Raw genomic sequence first — 26,369 nt, forward strand, 5'->3', positions numbered from 1 at the left:
GCTGATACCTACGAAGACGGCGGGGTGAATACGACCTTGATCGTGCCAAGCCCTTCGTTCCTGAACAGGTCTCTCACTGCGTCAGCAACTTCGCGCTCCGCGAAATGCCAATGAATCGGCGTGCCCTTGGCCGCCTTGAATTGTCTCTTTGCTTGCTCAAGCATTCCGTCAGCGCCTCGGAACCAGGTTCTGAAACTCCCATCCTTGAGGAACCTGGCATAGCCCGGCCCCTTTGTTTCAAGGAGCACCCCCATCTTGAAGCCGTCGAATTTTACCTCTTGGACCTTGTAGACCTTCCCTGCCGGCGCCTCGGTGATCTGGGCCTGGTACTTGCGAGATGCCTCGCTCATGCTTTCGCTGGCATTCTCCCACCTCCCCGGGCCTTGGTCCCCTGGGGACGAGGATTGACCCGAAGCCGCACCGGTCCGCTGAAGGATGATGGCCGCCCCGGGCCCTCCACTCAACACCGACGCCGCACGACCCACCGGCACCGTGACGCGCTCGACGACCAGCGTTCCCTCCACGGACAGCGAGAGCATCGGCACCGTGGCGTCCACGCCGGCCGCCATTCCCGTCAACGTCCGCGTCGTGGCCGAGGCTGCGCCCCAGGTCGCGATGAGGCTCGTCGCCAGCCGCGCCACCTCGCGGATCTGCTCGCCCTGCGTCATGTACCGGAAGCGCTCCCAGTACGCAGGTGACGACGCGATGAGGGCCGCCACACCGGCCGGCACGTTGCGCAGTGCCGCGATGCTGTCCATGGGGCGGGAGAGGACCTGCCCCAGCGCGTGGTACAGCTCCACGAAGGCATCCTGTGCCCCATCCAGCGAGCGGCCGATGACATCCGCGTCGCTGTACACCTCGGCCAGGGGCCGCCAGTCCGAAGCCTGGAGCTGGGCATCGACTTGCCGGAAGACACCGCCCTTGCCGCTGTAGAAGCGCCCCAGTTCAAAGCCGTGCGCGCGAAATGCGCCGTCCTTCCATTCGACGGGAGCCACCTTCTGCTGCGTGTTTCCATTGAGGGCCCACGCGAGGTAGCCATCCGGCCGGAGGACGGCCACCTGCTCCCGGGAGAAGCGCTCCACCCGGCGCAGCAGCTCCTCCCGCGAAACTTCGCCGCCCTCCAGCACCTCCCGCAGCAGGAAGCCTGCCGCCATGCGGGGAGGGAAGTTGCCCAGCGTCACGGGCTTCCGCATCAGTTGCCCCAGCAGCCGCGAGGCCTGCGCGGGTGTCAGCCCCCCGGCGGACAGAGGCCGCGCGTCCTGGGCATCCAGGCCTGCGTCCACGAGGAGCTGCTCCCAGGCGTCTTCCCTCCTGTCCCTGTGAGCGAGGCTGCCGCCCACTGCCCCGCCGAGTCCTCGCATGCCCTCGCCCGCCATTTCCTCCCGGCCATTCCGGTGGCGCGGCATCCGCTCCCTCTGCCTGGAACTCGCGAGGGAGGTCCGCGGCGAGGCCCGACTGGGAGGCACCTCCTCACGCGGCGACCGCGCCAGTGCTGGCGCGGCGGCTGGGCGCTCCGTGTAGCTCAGGCTCGCGCCTGGACGAGGCGTAGGCGACACCGAGACGCAACCTGTCGCCAACCCTGTGAGGGCCAGCAGCAGGGCCTCAACGCGCATTGTCCCCTCCCATGCCCACGGAGGCGAAGGCCGCCGTCCGAAGCGTGCCGTCCTTCTCCGGGAACAGCAGGGTGCCCTCCATCTCCGTCGCGTAGAGCTTCCCTCCCAGGAAGCGCCAGCGCAGCTCCGAACCGCCCAGGTAGCGTGCCGGAGGCCGTCCCACGCCCATCGCGAGTCCCTTCAGAGCAACTTCCACGGAGCGGTCAAGGATCGGCACCGCAACGCGCCCGTCCACGTCGAAGCGGCCCCAGCTGAACACCTCGGCCATCAACGAAAGCTTCAGATGATTGTGGACACCGCACGAATGGAAGCGCCTTCTCGCGGTCGACTCGTCCTGACGCTCCCTCACTACGCCCCCCTCAATCCCAGCAATGATTCGCGGCGCCTGCCGAGCACGGCGGGGACCTGTCTTCAATTGCCCTTACACGTCTTTGGCCGGACGGTTACAGAGAGGGAAAGGCATCCGCTGATCATGTTCTCCCGGAGGTACCAGGACCATGCCAATCCACGGTGCAGCGGCAAGACCGTAGAGAAGAACTCCGGTCCGGCCGCGGCACTGTTTTCCTCTCCGGTCAGTAGTACTGGCGGATGTAGCCGTAGGCGCGCTCGAAGAGTTCCGCGTCCTGGTGGAGTTGGTACTTGAGCAGGCTCTTGCGGAGGGCCTTCTTCACCTCGCGCTCGCCAGCCGCCGTGCTCTGCCAGCCGGGAAAGCGCACGAGCCGCACGATCTCGTCGATGTCGGCGACAACACGCTCGACCAGCACAGGCGTCTTGTCGTTCTTCACCTGCTGGAACAACTCGGTGAGTGCAGCCTTGCCGCGGTCCACGTCCTGCTCAGGTGGCGTGTCCTTCTCGGTACGTACGACGTCGCGCGCCAGCTCAAGGAGATGCTTCAAGAACTCCACGCTGTTCAACAGTCCCTGCTCGTGGCGCTCCTTGAGCGCCTCTAGACGTTCGGACAACGCCGTGTAGCGAGGATCGCCCATACGCTTACGCAGTCGCGCGGTGAGCTTGATCTCAAACTCCTTCACGCGCTTCGTTGGGTTGGGCGAGCCCATGACCGCTTCGAGCAACTCGGCGTCGAGCACCAGCGTTTCGAGGTCGTCGCGTACCGCATCGACGTGAACGTTCTGGTGAATCAGCTCGATGGTCTTCGCGCCGAGCGCGTGCCACACGAGCTTGCCTGTGCCGCTCGTCGGCTGGACCGAGACGTACACCTGCGTGAGCCAGCGGTAGTCGACCTCAAACGACAGCAGTATCGGATCGGGCGAGATGGCCTCCCACAGCTTGCTGAGCACCGAGTACTCGGCAGCGAAGGCGTCGCGCACGTCGTTGTTCGGCAAGCACTCCTGTGCCGCCATCAGGCCCTCGTAGCCGGTCTGGGTGCGGTCGACTCCGGGGAAGAACGCGAGGCACTTCTGCATCGCTTCAGGGAGCTGGGCTTTGAGACCTTCGATGTTGCCGACGACGCTGCGGAAGCCCTTCTCGTCGAACTCCAGCGCCTTGGCCACATCGTCGAACACACCGAGGTAGTCGACGATGAGGCCGTGGGTCTTCTTATCACCGTAGGTGCGGTTCGTACGGCAGATGGCCTGGAGCAGCGTGTGGTCTCGTAGCGGCTTGTCCAGGTACATCACCTGGAGGATTGGCGCGTCGAAGCCTGTGAGCAGCTTCGCAGTGACAATCAGGAGCTTCAGAGGATCGCTGGAGTCTCGGAAGCGATCGAGAAGCCTTTCTTCCTCGTCGCGCGAGCGCGCGTAGGGCTTGAAGCGCTCGTTGGATCCAGTCGCGGAGATGACGATCTCCGTCGCCTCAGGCGGCAGCAACTTGTCGAGCGCCGCCTTGTAAAGCAGGCAGCACTCCTGGTCGAAGGTCACGACCATGCCCTTGAAGCCGTTGGGCGCGACCGCGTCCTGGTAGTGCCTTGCAATGTCCTCGCAGATTTTCTGAACGCGCTCGGGCACTTTCACGAGCACCGCCATCCTGGAGGCGGCCTTCGCGAGGTTGTCCTTGTCGAGGTCGGAGAGCTCGCCTGTGAGCGCCTGGTAGGCTTGGTCGAGGGCGGCCTTGTCGATGTGCAGATCAACAAGGCGCGGCTCAAAGTGGAGCTTCAAGGTCGCACCGTCGCGGATCGACTCCTCGAAGCCATAGCGGCTCATGTAGCCGCGGGCATCCTCTTCGGCGCCAAAGGCGTAGAACGTGTTCTTGTCGCGCCGGTTGATAGGCGTTCCGGTGAGGCCGAATAGGAATGCGTTCGGCAGCGCCGCACGCATCTTCATGCCGAGGTCGCCCTCCTGCGTGCGATGCGCCTCATCAACGAGGGCAACGATGTTGCCGCGGTCGTTCAGCACGCCCTCGGCTTCGCCGAACTTGAAGATCGTCGTGATGATGATTTTGCGTGTGTCCTGCCTCAGCAGTCGCTGAAGGTCCTCGCGCGTCTCGGCCTTTACGAGGTTCGGCACGTCCGAGGCGTGGAACGTGGAGCTGATCTGCGCGTCAAGGTCGATGCGGTCGACGACGATGAGCAACGTTGGATTGCCAAGTGCAGGCTGGAGCCGGAGCTTCTGCGCGGCGAACACCATGAGCAGCGATTTGCCCGACCCCTGGAAGTGCCAGATGAGGCCCTTCTTCGGCTTTCCGGCGAGCACACGCTGCACGATAAGGTTCACCGCCTCGTACTGCTGGTAGCGGCAGACGATCTTGATGCGGCGCTTCTTCTTGTCCGTCGCGAAGAGCGTGAAGTGGGCCAGGATGTCGAGCACCACCGCCGGGCGCAGGAGGCCGCTCACCGCCGCCTTCAGACCCGCGAGCGTGCCCGGCGCCGCCTCGTCCTCGCCACGCCACGGGCCCCACAGGTTCACGGGCATGCGAACAGCGCCGTACATCAACTCCTTGCCTTCAGTGGCGACACTGAACGCGTTGGCGACGAAGAGCTCTGGAACGTTCTTCTCGTAGTCGTCGTGGACTTGGAGTGCGCCGTCAAGCCAGCTCACCGCCTGGCGAACGGGCGTCTTGGCCTCGACGAGGACGATGGGCAAGCCGTTGACGAGCAGCACGAGGTCCGCGCGCCGTTCGGCGGAACCGGCGCGGAAGGTGAACTGGCTTGTGACGACGAACTGGTTGTTCTCCAGGTTCTCAAAGTCGATGAGACGAACGGTGACGTGCTCGTGGTTTGGCCCGAAAGGCATCGAGCGGTCCCCACGCAGCCACGCGGTCAGCTCCTCATTCGCCTTGAGCAGGCCGTCGGAGCGCACCGCGAGCACGATCGCCCGCAGCTTGTAGAGGACTTCGTCGGCGCGGTCGGGAACGGCGGCGAATTCGGGGTTCAGCCGAATGAGCGCCTCGCGGATCCAGTCCTCGACGAAGACCTCATGGGGCTGACGCGGGATGTTCGCGGGTGCCAGGTAATGCCAGCCGAGCCCCGCGAGTTTGCCGGTCTTGCGCGCAAGACCGGCGCCGACGGCGGTGTGGTGGGTGACGCTGCCGCAGAGCAGGTCGCGGACAAGGTTCTCGACGGTGGAGGCTTCGGTGAAACTCATGACAGAGCCCTCGCCCTCAGCTGTGATACGACGGCCCGAGCTTGGTCGTGTCTGCGCTCCGCATGGTCCAGCGTTGCAAACAGGCGGTCACAGTTCTCGAGCACGGTATCCAGGGCATTGGGCACCGGCACCGGAAGCGTCCTTAGGTCTGCGAGATTGATCCGGGGTTGCGCACTGCCAATCTTCTCCGCACTGAGCAACGATTGAACAAATCCGCTCTGGAAATATGCATGAAGGAGTCGCGCTACTTGGGCCTCGCGGCATGGTACGAGAGCGAGCGCGCGATTCATGTTCCATCCATCCATCGCTTGAGGAACCACAAATGTGCGTCCGATAGTGGCCATGACAGAGACAACCAAGTCTCCAGCGCGACAGTACGTTGTGGAACTGGTGTCGGCCACTGCGCGGGCAACTCGTAAGACCGGAGTGTCGGTCCGCCTTCCATAATCGTCGAAGTCCATCACGCGCAGCATGGGAACACCCTCGTTAACGGGTTCGCCAGGCTTGAGCACACCATACGAGACTGGGCGAGATGGGTCTGCAAGCTCTTCAAGGGACTTCACTTGCCATCCAGGACTCGCTGTAACCAGATTCCTTCGAGGAATCGTGGGCAAGAGAAAGAGTCTGGAAAGCCCCGCGCGCAGCAACGTCTTTGCCGCAGTCACGAGTGATAATGTCTCCTGAAGGACGTACGTCGAGGCGGCCATCATCGGAAGGACGCGTCGCTGCTCTTCCACCGGGGGCAGCGCGAACTCGTACTCCGCGAGGCTCGACCAGTTAGTGCGAGGAGATAGCGAGCCCGCCGAAGTGCCCACAGCGTGTTCGAAGAATGCGTCGGCTTGGCAAATAAACGGCAAGAGTTCAGGTAGAAGCCGTTCGGGACTCGCGCTCTCGAAGACATAGATGTCGCCCGAACAGATCGCGTCGAAGTCGGCGACAGCTACCTTTCGCTGATAGGCACGGCGCTTCCCAAAGAGAACCTGCCCAGGACGAACCCGCGTTGTGAACGTCGTGCCATCAGCGATGTAACTCCATGACCGAACTCGCAGGTCGCCCGGTTCAAGGTGCTCCAGCCCAATCACGCGCTCGACGCCGGCTGCAACAGGGTCCTTGCAGGTCTCCTTCACGAGGCGCACTACCTCGCCAAACTTCACTCGCTTCCACGTCGCGGAGCCCTTAGCCATTGGCTACCTCCGCGAACTGCGACTCTTCGGCGACAAGGGTGTCGAGCATGTCGACCACAGCGTCCATCTCAGGCCAGAAGGCACAGCCTGAGTCCTCCCAAGCGGCCCATGCCTGCGCACGAGAAGGTACCGACTCAGTGATCGTTTCCGAGGTATCGGGCTTACGTTTCACGTAGAGGGGGATCGATAAGCTGAAGTCTAGCGCGGCGATGTCTTCGATGGTTGCGACTTTCGCGAAGCCCTCCTCATCAGAAAACGCATCGTAGGCGGTCTTAATGCGCTGCTGGTGCTTGTGACGAAGGAAGCTCATCGCCCGCTCGCGAGCAATCTCGTTTACCGCGTCGATAAGCAGCACCTTGCCGCGCGTCTTCGAAGGCTTCTTTGAACGACAGAAAATGACGCACGCCTCCATTGAAGAATTGTAGAAGAGGTGCGGTCCGAGCCCAAGAACGCAGTCGACAAGGTCTGCCTCTAGGAGCTTCTTGCGCAGTTCGGCCTCTTCCTTCCGAAAGAGCACACCGTGCGGAAAGAGGATCGCGCATCGCCCTGTCTTCGGGTTCATGCTCTTCAAGATGTGCTGGAAGAACGCGTAGTCGGCGCGGCCCTGCGGCGGCGTTCCGAGGAAGTTCCGGCCCCAAGAGTCGGTGGCCCACGCATCGCGGTTCCACTGCTTGATCGAATACGGCGGGTTCGCGAGGACCATATCGAACGTCTTGAGCCGATCTGCCTCGTGGAATGCGGGCGCGGCTAGCGTGTCGCCGCGCGCGACTTCGCAGTCCTCCACACCGTGAAGCACGAGGTTCATGCGCGCAATGGACGCCGTCATATGGTTCCGCTCTTGACCGAAGAGCTTGAGTGTCCGGTGCTCGCCGCGCTTTCGCTTCACCTCGGTGAGCGCTGAAATGAGCATGCCCCCGGTGCCGCAGGTCGGGTCGTATATACTCTCGCCACCTTTCGGCTCGAGCATCTGCACCATGAGGTGGACGACGGTACGGTTCGTGTAGAATTCCTGCGCCGTGTGCCCGCTGTCGTCGGCGAACTTCTTGATGAGAAACTCGTAGCCGTTGCCGAGTTCGTCCTCGGGCACGTTCGCGATCGAGAGCGTCTGCCCCGAGAAGTGCTCGAACAGTGTCTTTAGCGTGACGTCGGGGAGGCGCTCTTTGTTGGTCCACGGAGCGTCCCCGAAAATGCCGTCGAGTCGTCCCGGATTCGCCGCCTCGATCGCGCGGAGCGCCGTTTGGAGCTTCTTGCCTACGTCCCGCGCGGCGGCGCGCACGTCGTCCCAGTGCGAACCGTTCGGGATCACGAATCGGTCGTTGGCCGTCGCGGTCGCGTACGCGGTGTCGCCCTTCGATTCGGCGAGAGCAGCGGTGTAATCCTCGTCCCACACGTCCGAGAGCCGCTTGAAGAAAATCAGCGGGAAGACGAACTGCTTGTAATCACCAGCATCGATCAGGCCGCGCAGGATGACGGCGGCGCCCCACAGATATGACTCAAGTTCTTGCTGGGTCATGTGCGTAGTCAAGACAGCCAACCTCCCTCATGCATGACGCGACGAAGGTTGTCTTCAGCCTTGCGACACTTCGAGAGGGCGTTCTTGAAGGCGTCGACAGCGACGGGAAACGGCATGATGTCGGCCCCGATTGGCGGAAGCACGTAGCGCGAGATGTTCAGAGTCCAGCCCTCTTTTTCGATCTCCGAGAGGTTGACGACACGCGCGCGATCCTGGACATCGGCGAAACCTTGCACCCACGAGTGAATCTCGGTGACATGCATTGGGTCCAGGAAGTTCTGCGCTCGCCCGCGGCGGAACACCGAGGACGCATCAACGATGAGGACCTTGCCCTTCTTGGACTTCTCCTTTCGCTGACGAAGCACCAGCACGCACGCGGCCAGGCCGGTGCCATAAAAGAGGTTTGGTGCGAGGCCAATGACGGCCTCGACGAGATCCTTTTCGAGGAGATGTTTGCGGATCTGAGCTTCGACACCACCACGGAAGAGCGCGCCCTGCGGGAGCACCACGCCCATGCGGCCGGTCTTGGGTGCCATCGACTTCACCATGTGCTGCACCCATGCCATGTCCGCGTTGCTGTCCGTGGGCAGCCCGGCAAATGCGCGTCCCCACGGATCCGTCTCCCATACCTCGCGGCCCCACTGTTCCAGCGAGAACGGCGGATTGGCGATGACGACATCAAAGGTCGCGAGGCCACCCGTGCTCGCGTCGGTGAACACCGGGTTGCGAAGGGTGTCACCGCGCTCGATGACGAAATCCTCGATACCGTGCAGGAAAAGGTTCATCCGCGCGACCGAGGCGGTAGTGAGGTTCTTTTCCTGTCCGGACAGCCTACCGAAGAAAGTCCTGGGATCACCGCCGCGCTCGCGCACGTGCTCCACGGCCGCGAGCAGCATGCCGCCCGTGCCACAAGCCGGGTCGTAGATTCTTTCGCCTTCCTTGGGGTCGAGGATGTCGACCATCAAGCGTACGACGCTGCGCGGGGTGTAGAACTCGCCCGCTTTCTTGTTCGTCGCATCAGCGAACTGCTTGATGAGGTACTCGTACGCGTCGCCCATCACGTCGGAGGTGACGCGGGCATTGCCGAGGGAGAGCGCCGAGAAGTGCTCGATGAGGTCCTTCAGCAATTCGTCGGGTAGTCGGTCCTTGTTCGTCCATTGCGCGTCGCCGAAGACGCCGTAGAGGTGCTTCTGGTTCGCAGCCTCGACGCCGCGCAACGCATTTGCGAGCGCGGTGCCAACGTTCTTTGGCGCGCGGCGTACGGCGGACCAGTGGCAGCCCTTGGGCACCTGGAAGCGGTGCTCGTCGGCGAAGTCCTCGCCGTACTCGGTGAGCATTGCGCCGTGCTCCTCATCCCATACGTCGCAGATGCGTTTGAAGAAGAGCAACGGCAGGATGTACGACTTCCAGTCGGTGCGATCGACCGGGCTGCCACGCAGGATGTTCGCAGCCTCCCAGAGGTGCGACTCAAGTTCGGCGAGCGTCACGGGCAGCGCAAGGGGCGACTGGCTACTCACGTTCGGGGCTCCAGGGCGGCGGAAGGCATGGATTTCCAAAGTACGGTGGCGGATAGAGCGCCATCAAGGCACGCGAGGTGTCGAGAATCGCCAACCTCCTGAGCCCGGAAATGAGGAACGACGCAGTGCGCGCCCTCGACATGCGCCCGAAAGGCACATAGCCAGGAAGCCCAGCCCGAAACGACAAAAGCCCCCGAGTCTTTCGACTCGGAGGCTCTTGTTCGGAGTGCCCAGGGCGGGATTCGAACCCGCACACCTTTCGGCGCCACCCCCTCAAGATGGTGTGTCTACCAGTTCCACCACCTGGGCGTTTCGGCGGGGTCCATGTACCGGACCCCGTGGATTCACGCAACAACCAATTCAACCGTCGCGTGAATCCGATGCTTCCTGACGACTACTGCGCGGGCGCCGGAGCAGGCGTCGTCGGCGCGGGAGCCTGCTGGCCCTCCGCCGGCGGCGTCGCGGAACGCTCCTGCTCCACCGCTCCCGGTGCCGCCGGAGGCGGCGTCGTGGCTCCCGGGGTCGCCGGGGCCGTCTTCGCCGGCGGCGTCGCCACGGAACCTCCCGCGGCCACCGAACCGCGCAGGCCCACGAAGGACAGGCCCAGCGAGGTCAGGAAGAACAAGCCGGCGCAGATGCCCGTCAGCTTGCTCAAGAAGGTCACCGCGCCGCGGCCACCGAAGGCGCTCGTCGCGGCGCCGCCACCGAGGGCGGAACCCATGCCGGCGTCCTTCCCCGGCTGCAGCAAGATGACGAAGATCATGAACACGCAGAGCAGGACGTGCACGATCGTGAAGAAGGTCAGCATGGGTGTTCCAAACGCTCCGTGAAAAGAGGGCGCAACCTACACAAAGTGCTCAAGGGGTGACAACTTCTAACGGGCCCGACCGCTTCAGCCAGCCGCCTTGACGATGGCCACGAAGTCCGCCGCCTTGAGGCTCGCTCCCCCCACGAGCGCCCCGTCCACGTCCGGCTGACCCAGCAATTCCGCGGCGTTGTCCGGCTTCACGCTCCCGCCGTACTGGATGCGCACCCGCTCGGCCGTCCCCGCGTCGTACATCCGGGTAAGCAGCCCCCGGATGGCCGCGTGGACCTCCTGCGCCTGCGCCGTGGTCGCCGTCCGGCCCGTCCCAATGGCCCACACCGGCTCGTACGCCAGCACGAACGTCGCCACGTCCGCCCCGGAGAAGCCCTCCAGCGCGCCGCGCACCTGGCGCTCCACCACCGTCAGCGTCTGGTTCGACTCGCGCTCGGCCAGCGTCTCACCCACGCAGACGATGGGCGTCATCCCGGCGGCCTTCACCGCCTTCGCCCGCTTGTTCACCGTGGCGTCCGTCTCCCCGAAGAACTGCCGGCGCTCCGAGTGCCCCACGATGACGTAGGCACACCCCAGCTCCGCCAGCATCGGCGCGCTGACTTCGCCCGTGAAGGCGCCCGAGGACTCCCAGTGGCAGTTCTGCGCCGCCAGCTGGAGGGGCGCTCCCTCCAGCGCGACGTGCAGCGGCTGCAACGCCACGAACGGAGGCGCGATGGCCACCTCCACCTTGTCGCCCAGCGCCGCCACCGCGCCGCGAAGCTCCCGCACCAGCGCGAGCGCTTCCGGCACCGTCTTGTTCATCTTCCAGTTGCCAGCGACGATCTTCCGACGAGCCATCGTGGTGTCTCCCCCGGTGCGTACCGCGTGGGTGCCCTACTTCGTCTCCAGCGCCTTGATGCCGGGCAGCTCCCGGCCCTCCAGGAACTCCAGCGACGCGCCACCGCCCGTGGACACGTGGCTCATCTTGTCCGCGTAGCCCATCTGCTCCACCGCCGCCGCGCTGTCGCCGCCGCCAATCACCGTGATGGCGTCCTTGTTGATGGACATCGCCGCGGCCACGGAGCGGGTGCCCTCCGCGAACTTCGCGACCTCGAAGAGGCCCATGGGCCCGTTCCACACCACCGTCTTCGCGTCGCGGATGCGCTGCGTGAACATCGCGCGCGTCTTGGGGCCGATGTCCAGGCCCATCATGTCCGCGGGGACGACCTGATCCGGCGTCTCCTTCACGGGCCCCTTGCCCTCCAGGTCCGCGCACACGATGTGGTCGATGGGCAGCACCAGCGGCGTCTTCAGGCGCTTCGCCGTGTCCAGCAGCTTCGCCGCCAGCGCCAGCTTGTCGCCCTCCTCCACCCGGCTCTTGCCCACTTCAATGCCCTGCGCCTTCAGGAAGGTGTACGCCATGGCGCCGCCCACGAGCAGCGCGTCCACCTTGGGCAGCAGGCTCTCGATGACCTTGATCTTGTCGCTCACCTTGGAGCCGCCCAGGATGGCCACGAAGGGCTTCTGCGGATTGCGCAGCACCTTGTCGCCCAGGTACTCGATCTCCTTGCGCATCAGGAAGCCGGCGGCCTTCTCCTTCACGAAGGGGACCATGCCGGCCGTGGACGCGTGCGCGCGGTGCGCCGTGCCGAACGCGTCGTTGACGTAGACGTCCGCCAGCGCCGCCAGCTCGCGCGAGAAGGCCTCGTCGTTCGCCTCCTCCTCCTTGTGGAAGCGCAGGTTCTCCAGCAGCAGAACCTGCCCCGCCTTCAGGTCGTTCACCTGCTTCTTCACGTTGTCGCCCACGCAGTCGTCCGCGTGGATGACCTCGTGCTTGTCGCCTGGCTTCCTGGGCAGCAGCTCCGCCAGCTTCTCCGCGACGAGCACCGTGGACAGCTTGGGGTCCGGCCCCTTGGGCCGACCGAGGTGGGACGCCAGGATGACCTTGCCGCCCATCTCCAGCGCACGCCGGATGGTGGGGAGCGCTTCACGGATGCGGGTGTCGTCGGTGACGCGGCGCCCCTCCAGCGGGACGTTGAAGTCCACGCGGATGAAGACGCGCTTGCCGGTCAACTGCAGGTCATCGATGTAGCGGATCATCTTTAGGTGTCCCTTGTGCCTGTCTCGGTCAGCCCAACGTGCCGGGATACGGATGCGGCCTTACGCCACGCCCTTGGACACGAGGAACTTCGCCGTGTCGACCATGCGGTTGGAGAAGCCCCACTCGTTGTCGTACCAGGCCATGACCTTGAGCAGGTTGTCGCCCATCACGTAGCAGTTGGTGGCGTCGAAGATGGCCGAGTGCGGGTTGCCGTTGTAGTCCACGGACACCGTCTGTGCGTCGCTGAACTCCAGCACGCCCTTGAGCGGACCGTTGGCGGCGGCCTTCATCGCGGCGATGACCTCTTCCGCGGTGACCTTCTTGGAGGTGTTCACCGTCAGGTCCACCAGGGACACGTTCGGGGTGGGGACGCGGACGGACAGGCCGTGCATCTTGCCCTTGAGGGCCGGGAGCACCTCACCGATGGCCTTCGCGGCGCCGGTGCTGGTGGGGATCATGGAGAGCGCGGCGGCGCGGGCACGGCGCATGTCGTCGTGCGTGAGGTCCAGGATGCGCTGGTCGTTGGTGTAGCTGTGCACCGTCGTCATCAGGCCCTTCTCGATGCCGAAGTTGTCCACCAGCACCTTGGCGATGGGCGCCAGGCAGTTGGTGGTGCACGAGGCGTTGGACACGATGTGGTGCTTGGCCGGGTCGTACTCGTGGTGGTTGATGCCGTACGCGATGGTCATGTCCGGGCCCTTGGCCGGCGCGGAGATGATGACCTTCTTGGCGCCCGCGGCCAGGTGCTTGGCGGCGGCGTCGCGCGCGGTGAAGCGGCCGGTGCACTCCATCACCACGTCCACGTTCATGTTCTTCCAGGGCAGCGCGGAGGGGTCCTTCTCCGCGGTGACGGCGATCTCCTTGCCGTTGACCACGATGCCCTTGTCCGTGTGGCTCACCTCGCCCGGCCACGTGCGGTGCACGGAGTCGTACTTGAACAGGTGGGCCAGCGCCGACGGCTTGTCGAGGTCGTTGATGGCGACGATCTCGAGGTCTTCCTTGCGGCTGAGCGCGGCGCGCAGGATGCAGCGACCGATACGACCGAAGCCGTTGATGGCGAGCTTGATGGCCATGGTGTTTTCCGTCTCCTGGAAGGGGTGGGCCTTCGCGGCCCACCGTCATGAGTCTCGTAAAGAAGGCGGGCGACCGTAGGCAGGCGCCCCCGCCGAGTCAACGCTTCGCGTGGGCTGCTTTCGAGCGCGCACGTCGGAGCTGAACAATCACCCCGACCAACACCCAGAGCCCGGAGGCCGTTCCCGCCCCGGCCCCGCACCCACAACCGCTGTCGCCCTTGGGGGAATAGTCACTCGGGAGCGACGGAACGACCGTCGGCTCCGGCGGCGGATCCACCGGCGGCGGCTTCACCACCGGATGCGGATCCACCTCCCGCACCGCCACGCAGGACGACAGCGGCCGGGGGCTCAGCGCGGGCGGCACATCCGCCGTGGGCAGTGCCGGTGCCTGGGCCAGGATTCCCGAGCGAACCAGGAACTCGCCCACCAGCCGCGACCGTTCGCGGTTGGACGCAAGGCCCTCGAACGGGAAGCCCAGCACCAGCACCTGCCCCGCGGGCGCCGTGCCCGACAGGACGGCCGCGCCCAGGCCCGTGTTGGGGTAGCGGAGCACGTCCGTTCCCGGGGTCGTGGGCACCAGGATGTCCGTCACCCCCACGGGGTAGCCCCCGAGCGTCCCGTCGTCCAGTGGAGTGTTCGGCAGGTCCCCGAAGATGCCGCCCGTGAAGCCCTCCACGCGGCCAAGGGCCGAGCCCACGCTGAAGGAGGCCTGGAGGATGTCCGCGAGGAACTGCTTGTCCTCCGCGCTGCCCTGCGAGAGCGCGAACACCGTGCGGCTGCCCGACAGCATCAGGTGCCCGCCTCCGGTGACGAACGCGCGCAGGGTGTCCTGTTCGGTCCGCGTCAGCCCCGCGCCCCCCACGCCGCCGCGCCCGGTGGACCAGTCCACCAGCCGGTAGCCCGTGGGCGACACCAGCCCCGCCGCTACCGCGTTGCCCGTCGCGCTGTCGAAGGCCACCGCCGCCTGCGCGAACGCCGCGCCATGCTGGCGCAGGTAGCTGCCGTCGTTCATCGCCTCCAGGTAGACGCGCAGCGGGGCTTCCAGGTCGTACGGCGTCTCCAGCTCCTCGCCGCACGCGACCGTCGCGTCCAGCCGCTCGTACGCGTTGATCAGCAGCACCGGCGGCGTGCTCCCCGCGCGCACGCCCACCGTGGCGGACGGGAAGGACTCGCCGCCCGCGTTCACCGCGGCGACGCGGAAGTAGCGCAGCGTGCCGGCCGCCAGCGTGACGGTGGCCGACGTGCCCTGGACCTCCGAGCCCTCGTCCCAGCCGAAGCCGTCCGCGCTCTGGTACAGCCGGTAGCCCGTGGGCGCGTCACGCCCCTCCTCCGAGACCACCTGCGGGGGCGCGGTCCACTTCACCTCCACCGTGCCCGGCGTCGCGTTGCGCGCCACCACCGCGCCCGGCGTCTCCGGCGGCAGTCGCACCGCCGCGCCGTCGCGGGTCGCGAAGTACTTGATCAACCCCTGCACGATGGCGCGCGCGGCCACATGGCGCACGCGGGCCTCCTTGAGGTTCGCCGCGTCCGCCGTGTTGTCGTGGTACGCCATCTCCAGCAGCACGCTGGGCATCTCCGGGTTGTGCGTGGGGTTCACCTCGCCCAGGTTCGCCGAGCGCAGGCTGCGCACCCGCCACGTCGGATCCACCTCGCGCTTCAGGTCGGTTTCAATCTGCGACAAGAGCGCCCGCGCCATCACGTCACTGCCCGCCACGCCGGTGAAGTTGAGCGTGCCGTCCACCGGGTTGGGCCCGTAGACGTAGCCCTCCGTGCCCCGCACGGTGCCGGACGTGCCCGCGTTGGTGTGCCACGCGAGGTAGACGGCGTCCTCGCCCTCCTCGTGCAGCCACGCGGCGAAGCGCGGCCGGGACGTCACGTCCGCGTTGCGCTCGTTCGACAGGGCGTTGGCCCCCGACGGCGCGTACACGCTGAAGGGCGCCCCGCTGTACTGCACGTGGTAGCGCCCGCTCTCCTCGAAGCGGGGACGCAACAGCGGCCCCTGTGCCGCGTCGCCCAGCAGGCCGCGTCCACCGCCCAGCCGCACCGCGTCCACGGACAGCGTCGCGCCCGTGGCCTGCGCCGAGTCGTTCTCCAGCACCACCGCGCCGGACTCCGGATGCGACCCCGTCTTGAAGTAGAAGCGCCCCAACAGCACCCACGTCCCGCCGTGGCGCTGCTGGTTCACGCGGAAGTGGCTCTCCCCGCCCGCGTGCTTCACCACGTAGTGCGCGTCCGTCGCACGCGTGGGGTCGGAGCCGTAGGAGACGTAGACATTGTACGCCGCGTCCGCGGGCACATCCGGGGTCCACGTCGCCTTCGCGGTGGAGGTGGCCGCCGTGTCCAGCGTGCGCGTGGTGCCCAGCGTGAAGGGCTCCACGCCGTTGCCCATGGGCACGGGCGGCGGGGCCCAGCCCTTCTGCGCGGAGGCGTGGAAGCGCGCCGTGTCCCCGCCTTCCACGTAGCCCGTGCCGCCGTTGTCCACGGTGGCGAGGAGCGGGTTCAGGTCCGACTCGCGCACCGTCACCACCGTGGCGCCCGCGGCCATCAGCATGGGCTGCAGCTCCTGCGACACCACCTCCGCGGAGATGAAGTCCTCCACCACGCCCCAGGTGTTGGGCCGCTGCGTCGCCCAGCGCTTCAGCCCGTTGTCGCGATAGAAGCCGTGGCCGGGGCTCAGGTAGATGACCTTGCCGGACAGCGCGCCCTCGCCCAGCCGCGTCTGCGGCACGCCCGCCGCCTTCACATTGGACTTCGCGGCGCGTGTTTCGCGGCGCACCACCGCGGGTGCGTCCGGCGACAGGCGGCGCTGCTCGTGGTCCCGGGGGGCTGGAGCTGGCAGGTATTGAACACCCGGCGGCTCGAGCCCCAGGTCGTCTCCCTCGAAGGCCTCAGGGGTGTCCTGCGCTTGAGCGAGGAAGGAGGTGCACAGCAGGGTCAGCGCCAGCGTGCGCGACCAGGACGGAGGGAACGTTCGCATCACGCGACCGACCTTACCCGTTCACTCCCCCGCTTCAATCGGACCCGTGGGTGCTAGCCTGCCCACCCCTTCACCTTCCGATGACCGTTCCTGCACCCTCCCATCCCCAGTTTCCCTCCCGCCGCAGCAACGGACTGTTCGCCTCGTTCGGACATGCGTGGGCGGGCCTCATCCACACCGTGGCCTGGCAGCGCAACATGCGCATCCACCTCATCTCCGGAGTGCTGGTGGGGCTGGTGGGCAGCGGCATCCCGCTGGGGCTCGCGGAGAAGGTGACGCTCATCTTCTGCGTGCTGCTCATCTTCTTCGCGGAGATCTTGAACAGCGCGCTGGAGCAGCTGGTGGACCTGGCCGTGCAGCAGTTCGACGAGAAGGCCCGGCTCACCAAGGACGCGGCGGCCGCGGGCGTGCTCGTGCTCGCGGGCGGCACCGTCGTCATCTTCGCCGCCATCCTGATCAACTACTGGGAGACCGTGCGCACCAGCACGGATGCCATCTTCCGGCAGGTCGCGCTGGGCCTGCCGCTGGCCGGCTGCGCCACGGTGCTCGTGCTGCCCCAGCCGAGGCCCGCCGCCGTGGACGTGCTCGCGTTCATGCTGGCGATGGGGCTGCTCGCTCTGACGGTGCCCACGTCCGCGAGCCTGGTCTTCACCGTGCTCACCGCCGCGCTGCTCGTCATCGCCGCCGCGGCGGCCCGCGAGCGCAGGCGCCATCCGCAGCCCTGAGCGACACGGAGGATGCTGCTCCCGCCACCTCGCGGGCGGGGCGCCCGGAACCGGTCCGGAGCCCGCTCACCCGCCGAGGGTCAACGAAGGGAATTCTAACGGGCTAGACGCGGGGCTGAAAGCCCGTCCCGGCGTCGGAGGCCGGCGTCGTCTGGGCGGCGGCGACCGCCTTGTCGCCTTCCTTCAGGTCGGTCGTCACCAGCTCCAGGAGCTCCGTGGCGATGCCGATGACCTGGTGCGGCGTGTAACCGCTTGCGCGCAGCTGGTTGAAAAACGTGCGCGCGAGGATGCGGGTGCCCTTTTGGTCGGTGCTCACGGGAATTGCCTCCGGAATCAGCGCCGCGTGTCCGGGCGCTGCGTCTGCTTGGGAGTCCGGTCTTCAACCTCCGTGCCAGTCGTTCTCTTCCAAACGGATTCTTCAGCAGTCCTCAGGGGTTGAAGCCCGAAACTGGACGGCACGGAACGTGGAAGGTGCGAAGGGGGTTACGCACCCGGACGTCCGCCCCGCCTGGAACGCGGTACCGGGTGCATCAGCGGGTACGCACCCACCCCTCCCCCTCCAAAGGGCCGTCCCGTCTTTTCAAGTGCTTGCATTCCCTCCGGGGGGTGGAGCACATACGCCCCCCCATCGAGGAGTCAGAACACAATGGCGTACCGGGTGAACAACATCGGGCTGTGGCTGGACGAGCCGGAGGAGCTGCTCGGCCAGCGCGCCGCGGAGAAGCTGGGGGTCACCCGGAGCGACCTCGCCTCCGTGCGGGTGGTGCGCTCGGTGCTGGACGCGCGCAAGAAGGGCAGTCCGCGTTACATCTACACGCTGGAGGTGGAGCTGGCCCCGGGCCGCAAGGCGCCGCGCCTGCCCCCGGACGTGAGCGAGGCCCCGCCCGCGCCGGAGGTGCCGCCGCGCGTGAAGGAGCCGGAGAAGCTGCCGCTCATCATCGGCACGGGACCCGCGGGGTTGTTCTGCGCGCTGGGTCTGCTGGAGCGCGGCGTGCGCAGCATCCTGCTGGAGCGCGGCAAGGAGGTCGTCACGCGCCGCAAGGACGTGGCGAAGCTCATGCGCGACGGGTCGCTCGACCGCGAGAGCAACATGAACTTCGGCGAGGGCGGCGCCGGCGCGTACACGGACGGCAAGCTGTCCACGCGTATCAACCACCCGATGGTGCGCAAGGTGATTGAAGCCTTCGCGAAGTACGGCGCGCCGGATCACATCCTCATCGAGGGCAAGCCGCACATTGGCTCCGACCTGCTGCCCGGTGCGGTGGCGAAGCTGCGCGAGGAGCTCATCGCGGGCGGCTGCCAGGTGTACTTCGAGCAGCGCGTGGAGGACCTGCTCTACCGCGACGGCCGCATCGCGGGCGTGAAGATGGCGGACGGGCGCACGCTGGAGAGCGACCGCGTCATCCTGGCGCCGGGCAACTCCGCGCGCGAGCTGTACGAGCGCTTCGCCGCCGACGGCCGCGTGAGCGTGGAGGCCAAGCCCTTCGCGCTGGGCTTCCGCGCGGAGCACCCGCAGGCGCTCATCAACGGCATCCAGTACGGCTCCGCGGCGAAGCACTCCAAGCTGCCGCCCGCGGACTACAAGCTGGCGGAGAACCTGGACGTGGACGGCGAGGTGCGCGGCGTCTATTCGTTCTGCATGTGCCCCGGCGGCATCGTGGTGCCCACGCCCACGGAAGAGGGGCTGCAGTGCACCAACGGCATGAGCAACTCGCGGCGCAACGCGAAGTTCGCCAACGCGGGCATCGTCGTGTCGGTGTCCGTCGCGGACTTCGCGCGCGAGGGCTTCCACGGGCCGCTCGCGGGCCTGGAGTTCCAGCGGCACTGGGAGTCGGAGGCCTACAAACTGGGCGGAGGCCGCTTCTTCGCGCCCGCGCAGACGATTCCCGACTACCTGGCGGGCCGCGTGAAGAAGGACCCGGGTGACACCAGCTACCGCCCGGGCCTGGCGCACACGGACCTGAACCAGCTCTTCCCGGAGCGGCTGACGCAGTCCATCAAGGCGGCGCTGCGCACGTTCGACCGGAAGATGAAGGGCTTCATCAGCGACGAGGGGAAGCTCATCGGCATCGAGAGCCGGACGTCCTCGCCGGTGCGCATCACCCGGGGTGACGACCTGCAGTCGGTGTCCATGCGCGGCCTGTACCCGGTGGGCGAGGGCTGCGGCTACGCGGGCGGTATCGTGTCCTCCGCCATTGATGGACTGCGCGCCGCTGAGCAGATTGCCACGGAGCTGGCTTGAGGTCCCCGCCCCCTTCCGGGCAGGGTAGCCGGGAGGGAGGAAGACCCATGGCGTACCAGGTGCGCAGCCCGGATGGTGAGCTGACGTTCCCCTCGCTGGGCGACGTCGAGCGCGCCTACGTGCAGGGGCTGGTGGACCCCGACGACGAGGTGCGCGAGGACGGCGCGGAGAAGTGGCGCAAGGCGTCCTCGCTGCCGGTGCTCGCCCGGGCGAAGAAGCCCAGGAGCGGCAAGGCGGCCCGGGCGCAGACCTTCACGGTCCTGGGCGTGGTGGTCCTGGGCCTGCTCGCCCTGGCGGTGATGGTCCTGGGGCAGGAACCCCGGGTGCGCATGATGGGCGTCCTTCTGGCCCTGGTGGTCAGTGGGATCCTCATGCGGGTGACGTTCAAGGCCTACAAACGGCCACCGCTCGTCCCCTGACGCCGCTCCCTCCCCTGCCCTCCAGGGCAGCGGCACGGCCCTCGCCGCCAGCAGGCCCCACACGGCCCATGTTTGATGGAAGGCACCCTGCGGGGTGCCCTCCATCGCGCTGGAGGAGGACCGCACCTTGCTCAGCACCTACCTGTCCCGAGAAGCCGCCCGCAAGCTTCGCCATGGCGCCCCCTGGCTGCGCCGCGAGGACATCGTCTCCATCGAGGGCGAACCGCAGCCGGGCACGCCCATGCAGCTCAAGGACGAGGACGGGCAGCTGCTGGGCCTGGGGGACGTGGACCTCCAGGCCTCCTACGCCGTGCGCCGCCTGGGCCTGCCGGACGAGTCCGTGGAGGGGCTCATCCCCCGCCACGTGCGCCATGCCTTCGAGCGGCGCGGCCGGCTGGTGGATGATCCGCGCTTCTGCCGCATCGTCAACGACGACGGGGACGGGCTGCCCGGCCTCATCGTGGACCGGTATGATCAGCACTTCGTCGTCCAGACGCTCACCCGCTCCATGGACGCCCGGCAGGAGGAGATCACCCGCACGCTGGGAGAGGTGACGGGCGCGGCCTCCGTGCTGCTGCGCAACGACACGCTCCGGCGCAAGGCCCTGGGCCTGCCCGCGCAGCGCCCGCACGTGATGTACGGCGCGCCGCCGCGCTGGTGCCGCCTGCTGGAGATGGGCGCGCGCTTCACCGTGGACCTCACCTACGGCCGGGGCACGGGCTACGGGTACGACCACCGCGAGCTGCGTCGCTTCCTGGGGCGCACCGGCAACGGGGACCGGGTGCTGGACGTGGCGTGCAACGTGGGCGGCCTCTTCGTCCACGCGGGGCGGCACGGGGCGAAGCAGATTCTCGCCTTCGACAGCAACGCGGACGCGGCGGACCTGGCGCGGGAGAACGCGGAGGCCAACGGCCTGCTCGGCCGGGTGACGGTGGAACAGGGCGAGCCGCTGGCCGTGCTCCGGGCCATCAAGGAGACCTTCGACCTGGTGCTGCTGGACACGCTGGGCGTGGCGTCCGCGGAGGACTTCATCGAACAGGTGCGGCTGGGCCTGAGGCGCACCCGCCATGGGGGGCGGCTCCTGGTGGTCGGTTATCACCCACCACTGGAGCAGGGGGCGTTCACCGAGTGCGTGGCCACGGCCTGCGAGCAGGAGGCGCGCATCGCCTTCCGGCTGGCGCGGATGGGGCTGCCGCCGGACCACCCGGCGCCGGTCGGCTCCCCGGGGGCCGAGTACCTGGAGGCGGTGGCGCTGGAGGTGAGCTGAAGCGCTGGGGAGGCCTGTCTTGTTTCGCCCTCGACGGGCCTCCTCGGTGTTAGTGTCCGCGCCGCGATGACAACCGAAAACGAGTCCCAGGCCGCGACCTCTTCCACCCCGGAGGCTTCCGTCGAGACCGTCCGCAAGGTGTACGCGGCGGACCTGCGCGAGAAGGATCGCGTCAATACCGTCTTCCGCGTCACCAAGAAGGAGAAGGTGAACGCGCGCAGCGGCAAGGTGTTCCTGTCGCTGTCCCTCGCCGACAAGAGCGGCACGGTGGACGCGCGCGTGTTCGACAAGGTGGACGCGCTCGAACCCGTCTTCCAGAACGGTGACTACGTCCTCGTGCAGGGCAGCGTCATCGTCTTCCACGGCCGCACCCAGGTCGTCGTGGAGGCCGTGGAGCGGCTGGATCCGGAACCGCTCGACCCCAAGGAGTTCGAGCCGCCCCCGGCCCCGCCCGCCGAGGCGAAGTCCAACGAGTCCAAGTCGGGCGAGGCGAAGTCCGGTGACGCGAAGTCTGGCGAGGCCAGGGCCGGCGAAGCGAAGGCCGGCGAAGCGAAGTCTGGCGAAGCCAAGTCTGGCGAGGGCAAGCCCGAGCGCCATGAGGGCGGCGGTGGACCGCGCGCGGTGGGGCAGATCCGCGAGCTCATCACCGAGCGCGTCAACGACCCGTTCGTGAAGCAGCTCCTGCTGGCGTTCCTGGACGACGCGCAGGTGTCCACGGCGCTGCCGGTGGCGCCCGCGGCGAAGGGCGTGCACCACGCGTGGCGCGGCGGACTGGCCGAGCACGTCCTGTCGGTGATGCGCCTGACGCTGCGCGTGTCGGACCACTACCCCATGGCGGACCGCGACCTGCTGCTGGCCGGCGCGTTCCTGCACGACGTGATGAAGGGCGGCGACGGGGCGTCCGACAAGGGCTTCGACACCTCCGACGAGGGCCGGCTGGTGGGCCACGCGGTGCTGGCGGCGCAGAAGATCCGCGAGAAGACCCTGGGCATCCCGGGCTTCCCGCCGCTCCTGGAGCAGCACCTGACGCACCTGGCGATCTCCCAGCAGGGGACGTCCGGCGCCCCCGGCGCGAAGGTGCCGGTGACGCTGGAGGCGCAGATCGTCGACACGCTCAGCTCGCTCGACGCGCGCATCTCCTCGTGGGTGGAGGCCATGCAGCGCGACCCGAACGAGCGCTGGACGGAGCACCTGCGCGCGTACGACCGCTCGCTCTGGAAGGGCTTCGTGCCCACCGGCCGCGGCCGGGCCCCGGTGGAGGGCGGCCGTCGCAAGCACCGCGAGGAGAAGCGCAAGGCGCGCGGCGACAAGAGCGCTCCTGCCCAGGCCGGCGAGGGCACCCCTGCCCCGGCGTCCCAGGAGGCCCGTCCGGAGCGTCCGCCGCGGCCTCCGCGCGAGCCCCGCGCCGAGCGTCCGCCGCGCGAGGACCGTCCGCCGCGCGAGGACCGTCCGCCGCGCGAGGAGCGCCCTGCCCGTCCGCCGCGTGAGGACCGTCCGCCGCGCGACCCCAAGAGCCTGCCCGGCGAGCTGACCTTCAAGCCGTTCAGCGCGCTGGCTCCGTCCGCGCCCGCGAAGTCCGGTGGTGAGGGTGGTGGCTCCTCGGAGGGCTGAAGTCCATGGCGAAGCGGCTGGGAGAGCGGTTGATTGAGGCCGGCCTCGTGACCCCCGGGGCCGTGGAGCAGGGTCTGGAGCACCAGAAGATCACCGGCCACAAGCTGGGGGACTGTCTGGTGGAGCTGGGCCTGCTCCAGGAAGCCGCGCTGCTGCGGCTCCTGGCCAACGAGTTCCAGACCCGCTTCGTCACCGCGGACAAGCTGGCCAAGGCCCGCATCGACACGAAGGTGCTGGACAAGCTGCCGGTGCGGCTGGCGGAAGCACAGAACGTGCTCCCGCTGGCCATCGATCCGGAGCGCAAGCTGCTGTCGGTGGTGGCCGCCGAGCCGCAGAACAAGTCGCTGCTCGACGAGATCGCCCTCGTCACCGGCATGTCGGAGGTCTACGCGTACATCGGCCTGCGCAGCGCCATCTCCGCGGCCATCCGCAAGCACTACTACGGTGACCCCACGGCGTTCACCACGCTCCTGGAGGGCCCCAGCGCCTCCAACGGTCCCCGCCGTCCGGACACCCCGTCCAACACGCACGTGGGCGCGGAGCCCGGGCGCGGCGGCTCCTCCGCCGGCCGGAGCGCCACCAGCCTGAGCATGCGGCTGGAGACGGACGCGCGGATGCGGCTGCAGCGCGCCGGCAGCGGCACCAATGTGGCGCGCGTCTCCACGCAGCGGCGCGAGCCCGGTGGCCCGCGCGGGCTCATCAGCGACACGGACTACGTGGAGACGCTGAGCCTGATGGTGGGCCTCTTGGAGCAGGACCGGCCCCGGCACCGGGGACACTCCGCGCAGCTGGCGCGGCAGGCGGGCATCGTCGGCCAGCGCATGGGCATGCCCCACAAGGAGCTGGCGGCGCTGTCCATCGCCGCGTACCTGCACGACCTGGGCAAGCCGTCGGAGCGGCACTACTCGCTGGCGAGCAACGCGGCCAATGCCGAATGGAAGGCACAGGCCAAGGCGTGCTGCCGCGCGCCCACGAAGCTCTTCGAGACGGTGCACCTGCCCGCGCAGGTGAACACCATCCTCGCGCAGCTGTACGAGGCCTGGGACGGCTCCGGCACGCCCCAGGGCGCCAAGGGCGAGGAGATCACCCTGGGCGCGCGCATCCTGGCGGCGGTGGACAGCTTCCTGGAGCTGACCAAGAACCCGGGCAACGCGCACGGCCGCGTCTTCACCAAGCAGCAGGCGCTGGAGCACCTCAAGCAGAACGCGGGCGTGCTCTACGACCCGGTGGTGGCGGACATCGTCGGCCAGCTGCAGAGCGGCTCGTTGCTGGTGCACCGGCTGGCCAGCGAGGGCCGGCAGGTGCTCATCGCGGAGCCGGACGAGGCCACGCGCGGCGAGCTGCTGGAGGCGGTGCTCAAGCAGGAGCTGGTGGCGCACGCGCTGTCCACGCTGGACGGCGCGCTGGACGGCCTGGCGCGGCAGGACTGCGACGTGCTGGTGGTGAGCCTGCGGCTGGGCCAGCAGGAGGTGATGGACCTGCTGGAGGCCGTGCGCTCCACGCCGGAGAGCGCGGGCCTGCCCATCGCCGTCGTCGGTGAACCGGATGCCCAGGCGCGCGAGCGGCTGCTCATGGCTGGCGCGACCGCGGTGCTGTCCCCGGGCGACAAGGCGGAGGTCGCCCGCACGGTGCTCTCCCTGTTCCAGGACCGGGTGCAGCACAACGGTCCGGGCCGGGTGGTGCGCGGCAGCTTCGACGAGCTGCCCCCGAAGGAGTTGTTGCGCACGCTGGGGGGCGGCAAGAAGAGCGGGAAGCTCCAGCTGCGGCACCACACGCTGGAGGGCTCGCTGCACCTGGAGCGCGGGCGCGTGGTGCATGCGGCGTTCGGCGGCCACGCGGGAGAGCCCGCGCTGCAGGCCCTGCTGAAGATGAAGCAGGCGGACTTCGTCTACGACCCGGACGCGCTGCTCCTGGACATGCCGCAGCTGGACCAGGACCTGGAAGCCCTGGCCAACGCGCTCAGCCCAGCGTGAGGTTGAAGAGGCGGGCCGCGTTCGCGGTGGTGACGCGGGCCACCTCTTCCAGTGAGACGCCCTTCAGCTCCGCCACCTTCTTCGCCGTCTCCAGCACGTGCGCGGGCTCGTTCTTGCGGCCGCGGTGGGGCACCGGCGCGAGGAAGGGGCTGTCCGTCTCCACCATCAGGCGCTCCAGCGGCGCGAAGCGCACCGCGTCCTGGAGGGCCTCCGTCTTCTTGTAGGTGACGACGCCGGACAGCGACAGGAAGAAGCCCCGGTCCAGGTACTTGCGGGCCGCGGCCGTGTCGCCGGTGAAGCAGTGGATGACGCCGTTCGTGACGTCCTCCGCCGCCAGGGCCGCTTCGCAGTCGTCATGCGCGTCGCGCACGTGCACCACCAGCGGCTTGGACAGGCGCTTCGCGAGCGCGCACTGGCGCCGGAAGACGGTGGCCTGCACCTCGCGCGGCGAGTGGTCGTAGTAGTAGTCCAGCCCGGCCTCGCCCACGGCGCGCAGTTCCGGGCGGGCACAGGTGCGCTCCAGCATCTCGAAGTCCGCTTCGGTGGCGCGGGCGGCCTCGTGCGGGTGGATGCCCAGCGTGGGCGACAGGAAGTCCGGGTGCCGGGCGGCGACCTCCAGCGCGTGGCCCCAGTCACCGGGGCCGTGGAACTGGCCCACCAGCACCGCGTGGACGATGCCCGCGGCGCGGGCGCGCTCCAGCACCGGCGCCACGTCCGCGTAGTCCTTCGGCTCCAGGTGGCAGTGCGCATCAACCAGTTTCATGGGCTCTCCCGAAACAGCTCTTCCAATTCCTGCCGTGCCTCTTCCGAGGCGAAGGTGGGGACGGCGGCGCGCAGGCGCTCCACCCCTTCCGCCACACCCAGGCGCCAGAGGCCATCCGCCGCGTCCAGCCGGTCGTCCTCCGTCGCGCTCCGGTCCTCCAGCACGGCGAGCAGCCAGGGCAGCGCCCGGGCATCTCCCAACCGGCCCAGCCCGCGCGCGGCGGCGCCCCGGCACGGGTCCTTCACGTCCGCGAGGATGTCCTTCAAGCGCTCCAGCACGCCGGGGACCTTCAGCTCGCCGCACAGCTCCACCGCCAACGCCCGGTCCGCGCTCCACTTCTTGCGCGTGCGCTGCATCAGCCAGTCCGCGCCCTCCGGATCGCCCAGCTTCAGCAGCACGCCCGCGGCCTGCGTCTTGTCGAACGCGGGCAGCAGCCACTTGCCGAAGAGGCGCTTCACCGCCGGCAGCGCCCGCGTGTCCTCCAGCTCCGCCAGCGCGCCCAGCGCCCGGAAGCGCAGCGTCTCCACGTCCAGCGCGGCCACGAGCACGTCCAGGCCCGCCGGGTGCTTCAGGGAGGCGATGCCGCGCGCGGCCTCGAAGCGGACCTCGGGGGTGGGGTCCTCCAGCATGCCGGCCAGGGCCCCGCGCGCGTGCGGCAGCGCCAGGTCCGCGAGCCGCCCGGTGGCCTCCAGGCGCACGCGGGTGTCCTCGTCGCGCAGCCGGGGCAGGAGCATGTCCGGAAGCTGCTCCGGCGGCAGGATGACGGACGCGAGGCTCACGCCCGAGCAGCGCACCTCCGGCTGCGCATCCGCGAGCAGGCGCACGAGCACGTCCGCGAACCCGTCGGCGTGCGTGGGCTCCTCGGAGGCCAGGTGGAACAGCAGGTCCGCCGCCTCGGCCCGGCTCGCCGGACGCTTCTCACGCTCCAGGGTCAACAGGGCGCGGTCCCGCTCGGCACGCCAGTCCGCCACGTCTCGTCACCTCGCCCGCCCCAGCCATGCTCGGCCGTGGCGCGTCCTTGAAGTTCCTGATGCCGCCGGAGGAATGGGCCCTGAT

General features: G+C 68.1%; 19 protein-coding genes, 1 tRNA gene and 1 pseudogene. 6 read left to right on the forward strand and 15 right to left on the reverse strand.

The window, feature by feature from the left end:
• Nucleotides 1-8: 8 nt before the first annotated feature.
• From D7W79_RS04015 to D7W79_RS04070, 12 genes and pseudogenes are all read right to left on the reverse strand, one after another.
• The gene (locus tag D7W79_RS04015) at nucleotides 9-1,283 is read right to left on the reverse strand and encodes a Tox-REase-5 domain-containing protein (RefSeq protein ID WP_244221580.1); all 1,275 of its coding nucleotides are present in this window, start codon (nucleotides 1,281-1,283) and stop codon (nucleotides 9-11) included.
• Nucleotides 1,284-1,602: 319 nt separating this feature from the next.
• Nucleotides 1,603-1,911: pseudogene (locus D7W79_RS04020) on the reverse strand (hypothetical protein); the annotation flags it as partial.
• 274 nt (nucleotides 1,912-2,185) lie between these two features.
• A complete protein-coding gene (locus D7W79_RS04025) occupies nucleotides 2,186-5,152 on the reverse strand; it encodes a type I restriction endonuclease subunit R (protein WP_120523998.1) in 2,967 nt (988 codons plus the stop codon).
• Nucleotides 5,149-6,336 carry a restriction endonuclease subunit S gene (locus D7W79_RS04030; protein WP_147441792.1) on the reverse strand — a complete coding sequence of 396 codons (1,188 nt, stop codon included), beginning with the start codon at nucleotides 6,334-6,336 and terminating at the stop codon, nucleotides 5,149-5,151. Before D7W79_RS04030 ends, D7W79_RS04025 begins: the two co-directional genes overlap by 4 nt.
• Complete coding sequence (locus D7W79_RS04035) at nucleotides 6,329-7,849, reverse strand: type I restriction-modification system subunit M (RefSeq protein WP_244221581.1); 1,521 nt, start codon at nucleotides 7,847-7,849, stop codon at nucleotides 6,329-6,331. The genes D7W79_RS04030 and D7W79_RS04035 overlap by 8 nt, the downstream gene beginning before the upstream one ends.
• Before the next feature lie 8 nt (nucleotides 7,850-7,857).
• Nucleotides 7,858-9,366, reverse strand: coding sequence for a type I restriction-modification system subunit M (locus D7W79_RS04040; RefSeq protein WP_120524000.1), 1,509 nt, complete (start codon nucleotides 9,364-9,366; stop codon nucleotides 7,858-7,860).
• Nucleotides 9,367-9,593: 227 nt separating this feature from the next.
• Nucleotides 9,594-9,675: transfer RNA gene (locus D7W79_RS04045), tRNA-Leu, on the reverse strand.
• Between the two features lie 85 nt (nucleotides 9,676-9,760).
• Nucleotides 9,761-10,174 (reverse strand): preprotein translocase subunit SecG, encoded by a 414-nt coding sequence (secG, locus tag D7W79_RS04050; RefSeq protein WP_120524001.1) that lies wholly within the window; start codon nucleotides 10,172-10,174, stop codon nucleotides 9,761-9,763.
• Nucleotides 10,175-10,258: 84 nt separating this feature from the next.
• Nucleotides 10,259-11,020, reverse strand: coding sequence for a triose-phosphate isomerase (gene tpiA / locus D7W79_RS04055; protein ID WP_120524002.1), 762 nt, complete (start codon nucleotides 11,018-11,020; stop codon nucleotides 10,259-10,261).
• Between the two features lie 36 nt (nucleotides 11,021-11,056).
• Nucleotides 11,057-12,262: a phosphoglycerate kinase gene (locus D7W79_RS04060; RefSeq protein ID WP_120524003.1), complete on the reverse strand. Its 1,206-nt coding sequence runs from the start codon at nucleotides 12,260-12,262 to the stop codon at nucleotides 11,057-11,059.
• A gap of 60 nt (nucleotides 12,263-12,322) precedes the next feature.
• Complete coding sequence (gene gap / locus D7W79_RS04065; RefSeq protein ID WP_120524004.1) at nucleotides 12,323-13,336, reverse strand: type I glyceraldehyde-3-phosphate dehydrogenase; 1,014 nt, start codon at nucleotides 13,334-13,336, stop codon at nucleotides 12,323-12,325.
• Nucleotides 13,337-13,433: 97 nt separating this feature from the next.
• Entirely contained in the window at nucleotides 13,434-16,313 is a 2,880-nt protein-coding gene (locus D7W79_RS04070; protein WP_120524005.1) for a golvesin C-terminal-like domain-containing protein, read from the reverse strand.
• Nucleotides 16,314-16,393: 80 nt separating this feature from the next.
• Here D7W79_RS04070 and D7W79_RS04075 point away from each other — a divergent pair, with 80 nt between their 5' ends.
• Entirely contained in the window at nucleotides 16,394-17,038 is a 645-nt protein-coding gene (locus D7W79_RS04075; RefSeq protein WP_120524006.1) for a diacylglycerol kinase, read from the forward strand.
• A 103-nt stretch (nucleotides 17,039-17,141) separates the two neighbouring features.
• Here D7W79_RS04075 and D7W79_RS04080 read toward each other — a convergent pair whose 3' ends face one another.
• Nucleotides 17,142-17,354, reverse strand: a complete 213-nt coding sequence (locus D7W79_RS04080; RefSeq protein WP_244221582.1) for a hypothetical protein — start codon at nucleotides 17,352-17,354, stop codon at nucleotides 17,142-17,144.
• Between the two features lie 330 nt (nucleotides 17,355-17,684).
• Here D7W79_RS04080 and D7W79_RS04085 point away from each other — a divergent pair, with 330 nt between their 5' ends.
• The 5 genes from D7W79_RS04085 to D7W79_RS04105 all read left to right on the forward strand — a co-directional run bounded on the left by D7W79_RS04085 (nucleotide 17,685) and on the right by D7W79_RS04105 (nucleotide 24,550).
• Entirely contained in the window at nucleotides 17,685-19,280 is a 1,596-nt protein-coding gene (locus D7W79_RS04085) for an NAD(P)/FAD-dependent oxidoreductase (RefSeq protein WP_120524008.1), read from the forward strand.
• A gap of 47 nt (nucleotides 19,281-19,327) precedes the next feature.
• On the forward strand, nucleotides 19,328-19,699 hold the full coding sequence (locus D7W79_RS04090) for a hypothetical protein (RefSeq protein ID WP_120524009.1): 372 nt from the start codon (nucleotides 19,328-19,330) through the stop codon (nucleotides 19,697-19,699).
• Nucleotides 19,700-19,826: 127 nt separating this feature from the next.
• Nucleotides 19,827-20,966, forward strand: coding sequence for a class I SAM-dependent rRNA methyltransferase (locus D7W79_RS04095; RefSeq protein ID WP_120524017.1), 1,140 nt, complete (start codon nucleotides 19,827-19,829; stop codon nucleotides 20,964-20,966).
• Nucleotides 20,967-21,032: 66 nt separating this feature from the next.
• The gene (locus D7W79_RS04100; RefSeq protein WP_120524010.1) at nucleotides 21,033-22,577 is read left to right on the forward strand and encodes an OB-fold nucleic acid binding domain-containing protein; all 1,545 of its coding nucleotides are present in this window, start codon (nucleotides 21,033-21,035) and stop codon (nucleotides 22,575-22,577) included.
• Between the two features lie 5 nt (nucleotides 22,578-22,582).
• A complete protein-coding gene (locus D7W79_RS04105) occupies nucleotides 22,583-24,550 on the forward strand; it encodes an HD domain-containing phosphohydrolase (protein ID WP_120524011.1) in 1,968 nt (655 codons plus the stop codon).
• On the opposite strand, the gene D7W79_RS04110 is transcribed toward D7W79_RS04105, so the two are convergent.
• Together D7W79_RS04110 and D7W79_RS04115 are read right to left on the reverse strand one after the other, a co-directional pair.
• The gene (locus tag D7W79_RS04110; RefSeq protein ID WP_120524012.1) at nucleotides 24,537-25,313 is read right to left on the reverse strand and encodes a TatD family hydrolase; all 777 of its coding nucleotides are present in this window, start codon (nucleotides 25,311-25,313) and stop codon (nucleotides 24,537-24,539) included. The two genes, D7W79_RS04105 and D7W79_RS04110, sit on opposite strands and share 14 nt — an antisense overlap.
• Nucleotides 25,310-26,284: a HEAT repeat domain-containing protein gene (locus D7W79_RS04115; protein WP_120524013.1), complete on the reverse strand. Its 975-nt coding sequence runs from the start codon at nucleotides 26,282-26,284 to the stop codon at nucleotides 25,310-25,312. The genes D7W79_RS04110 and D7W79_RS04115 overlap by 4 nt, the downstream gene beginning before the upstream one ends.
• Nucleotides 26,285-26,369: the final 85 nt, after the last annotated feature.

The organism is Corallococcus exercitus, from assembly GCF_003611585.1.
In the GTDB taxonomy this organism is placed as follows: domain Bacteria; phylum Myxococcota; class Myxococcia; order Myxococcales; family Myxococcaceae; genus Corallococcus; species Corallococcus exercitus.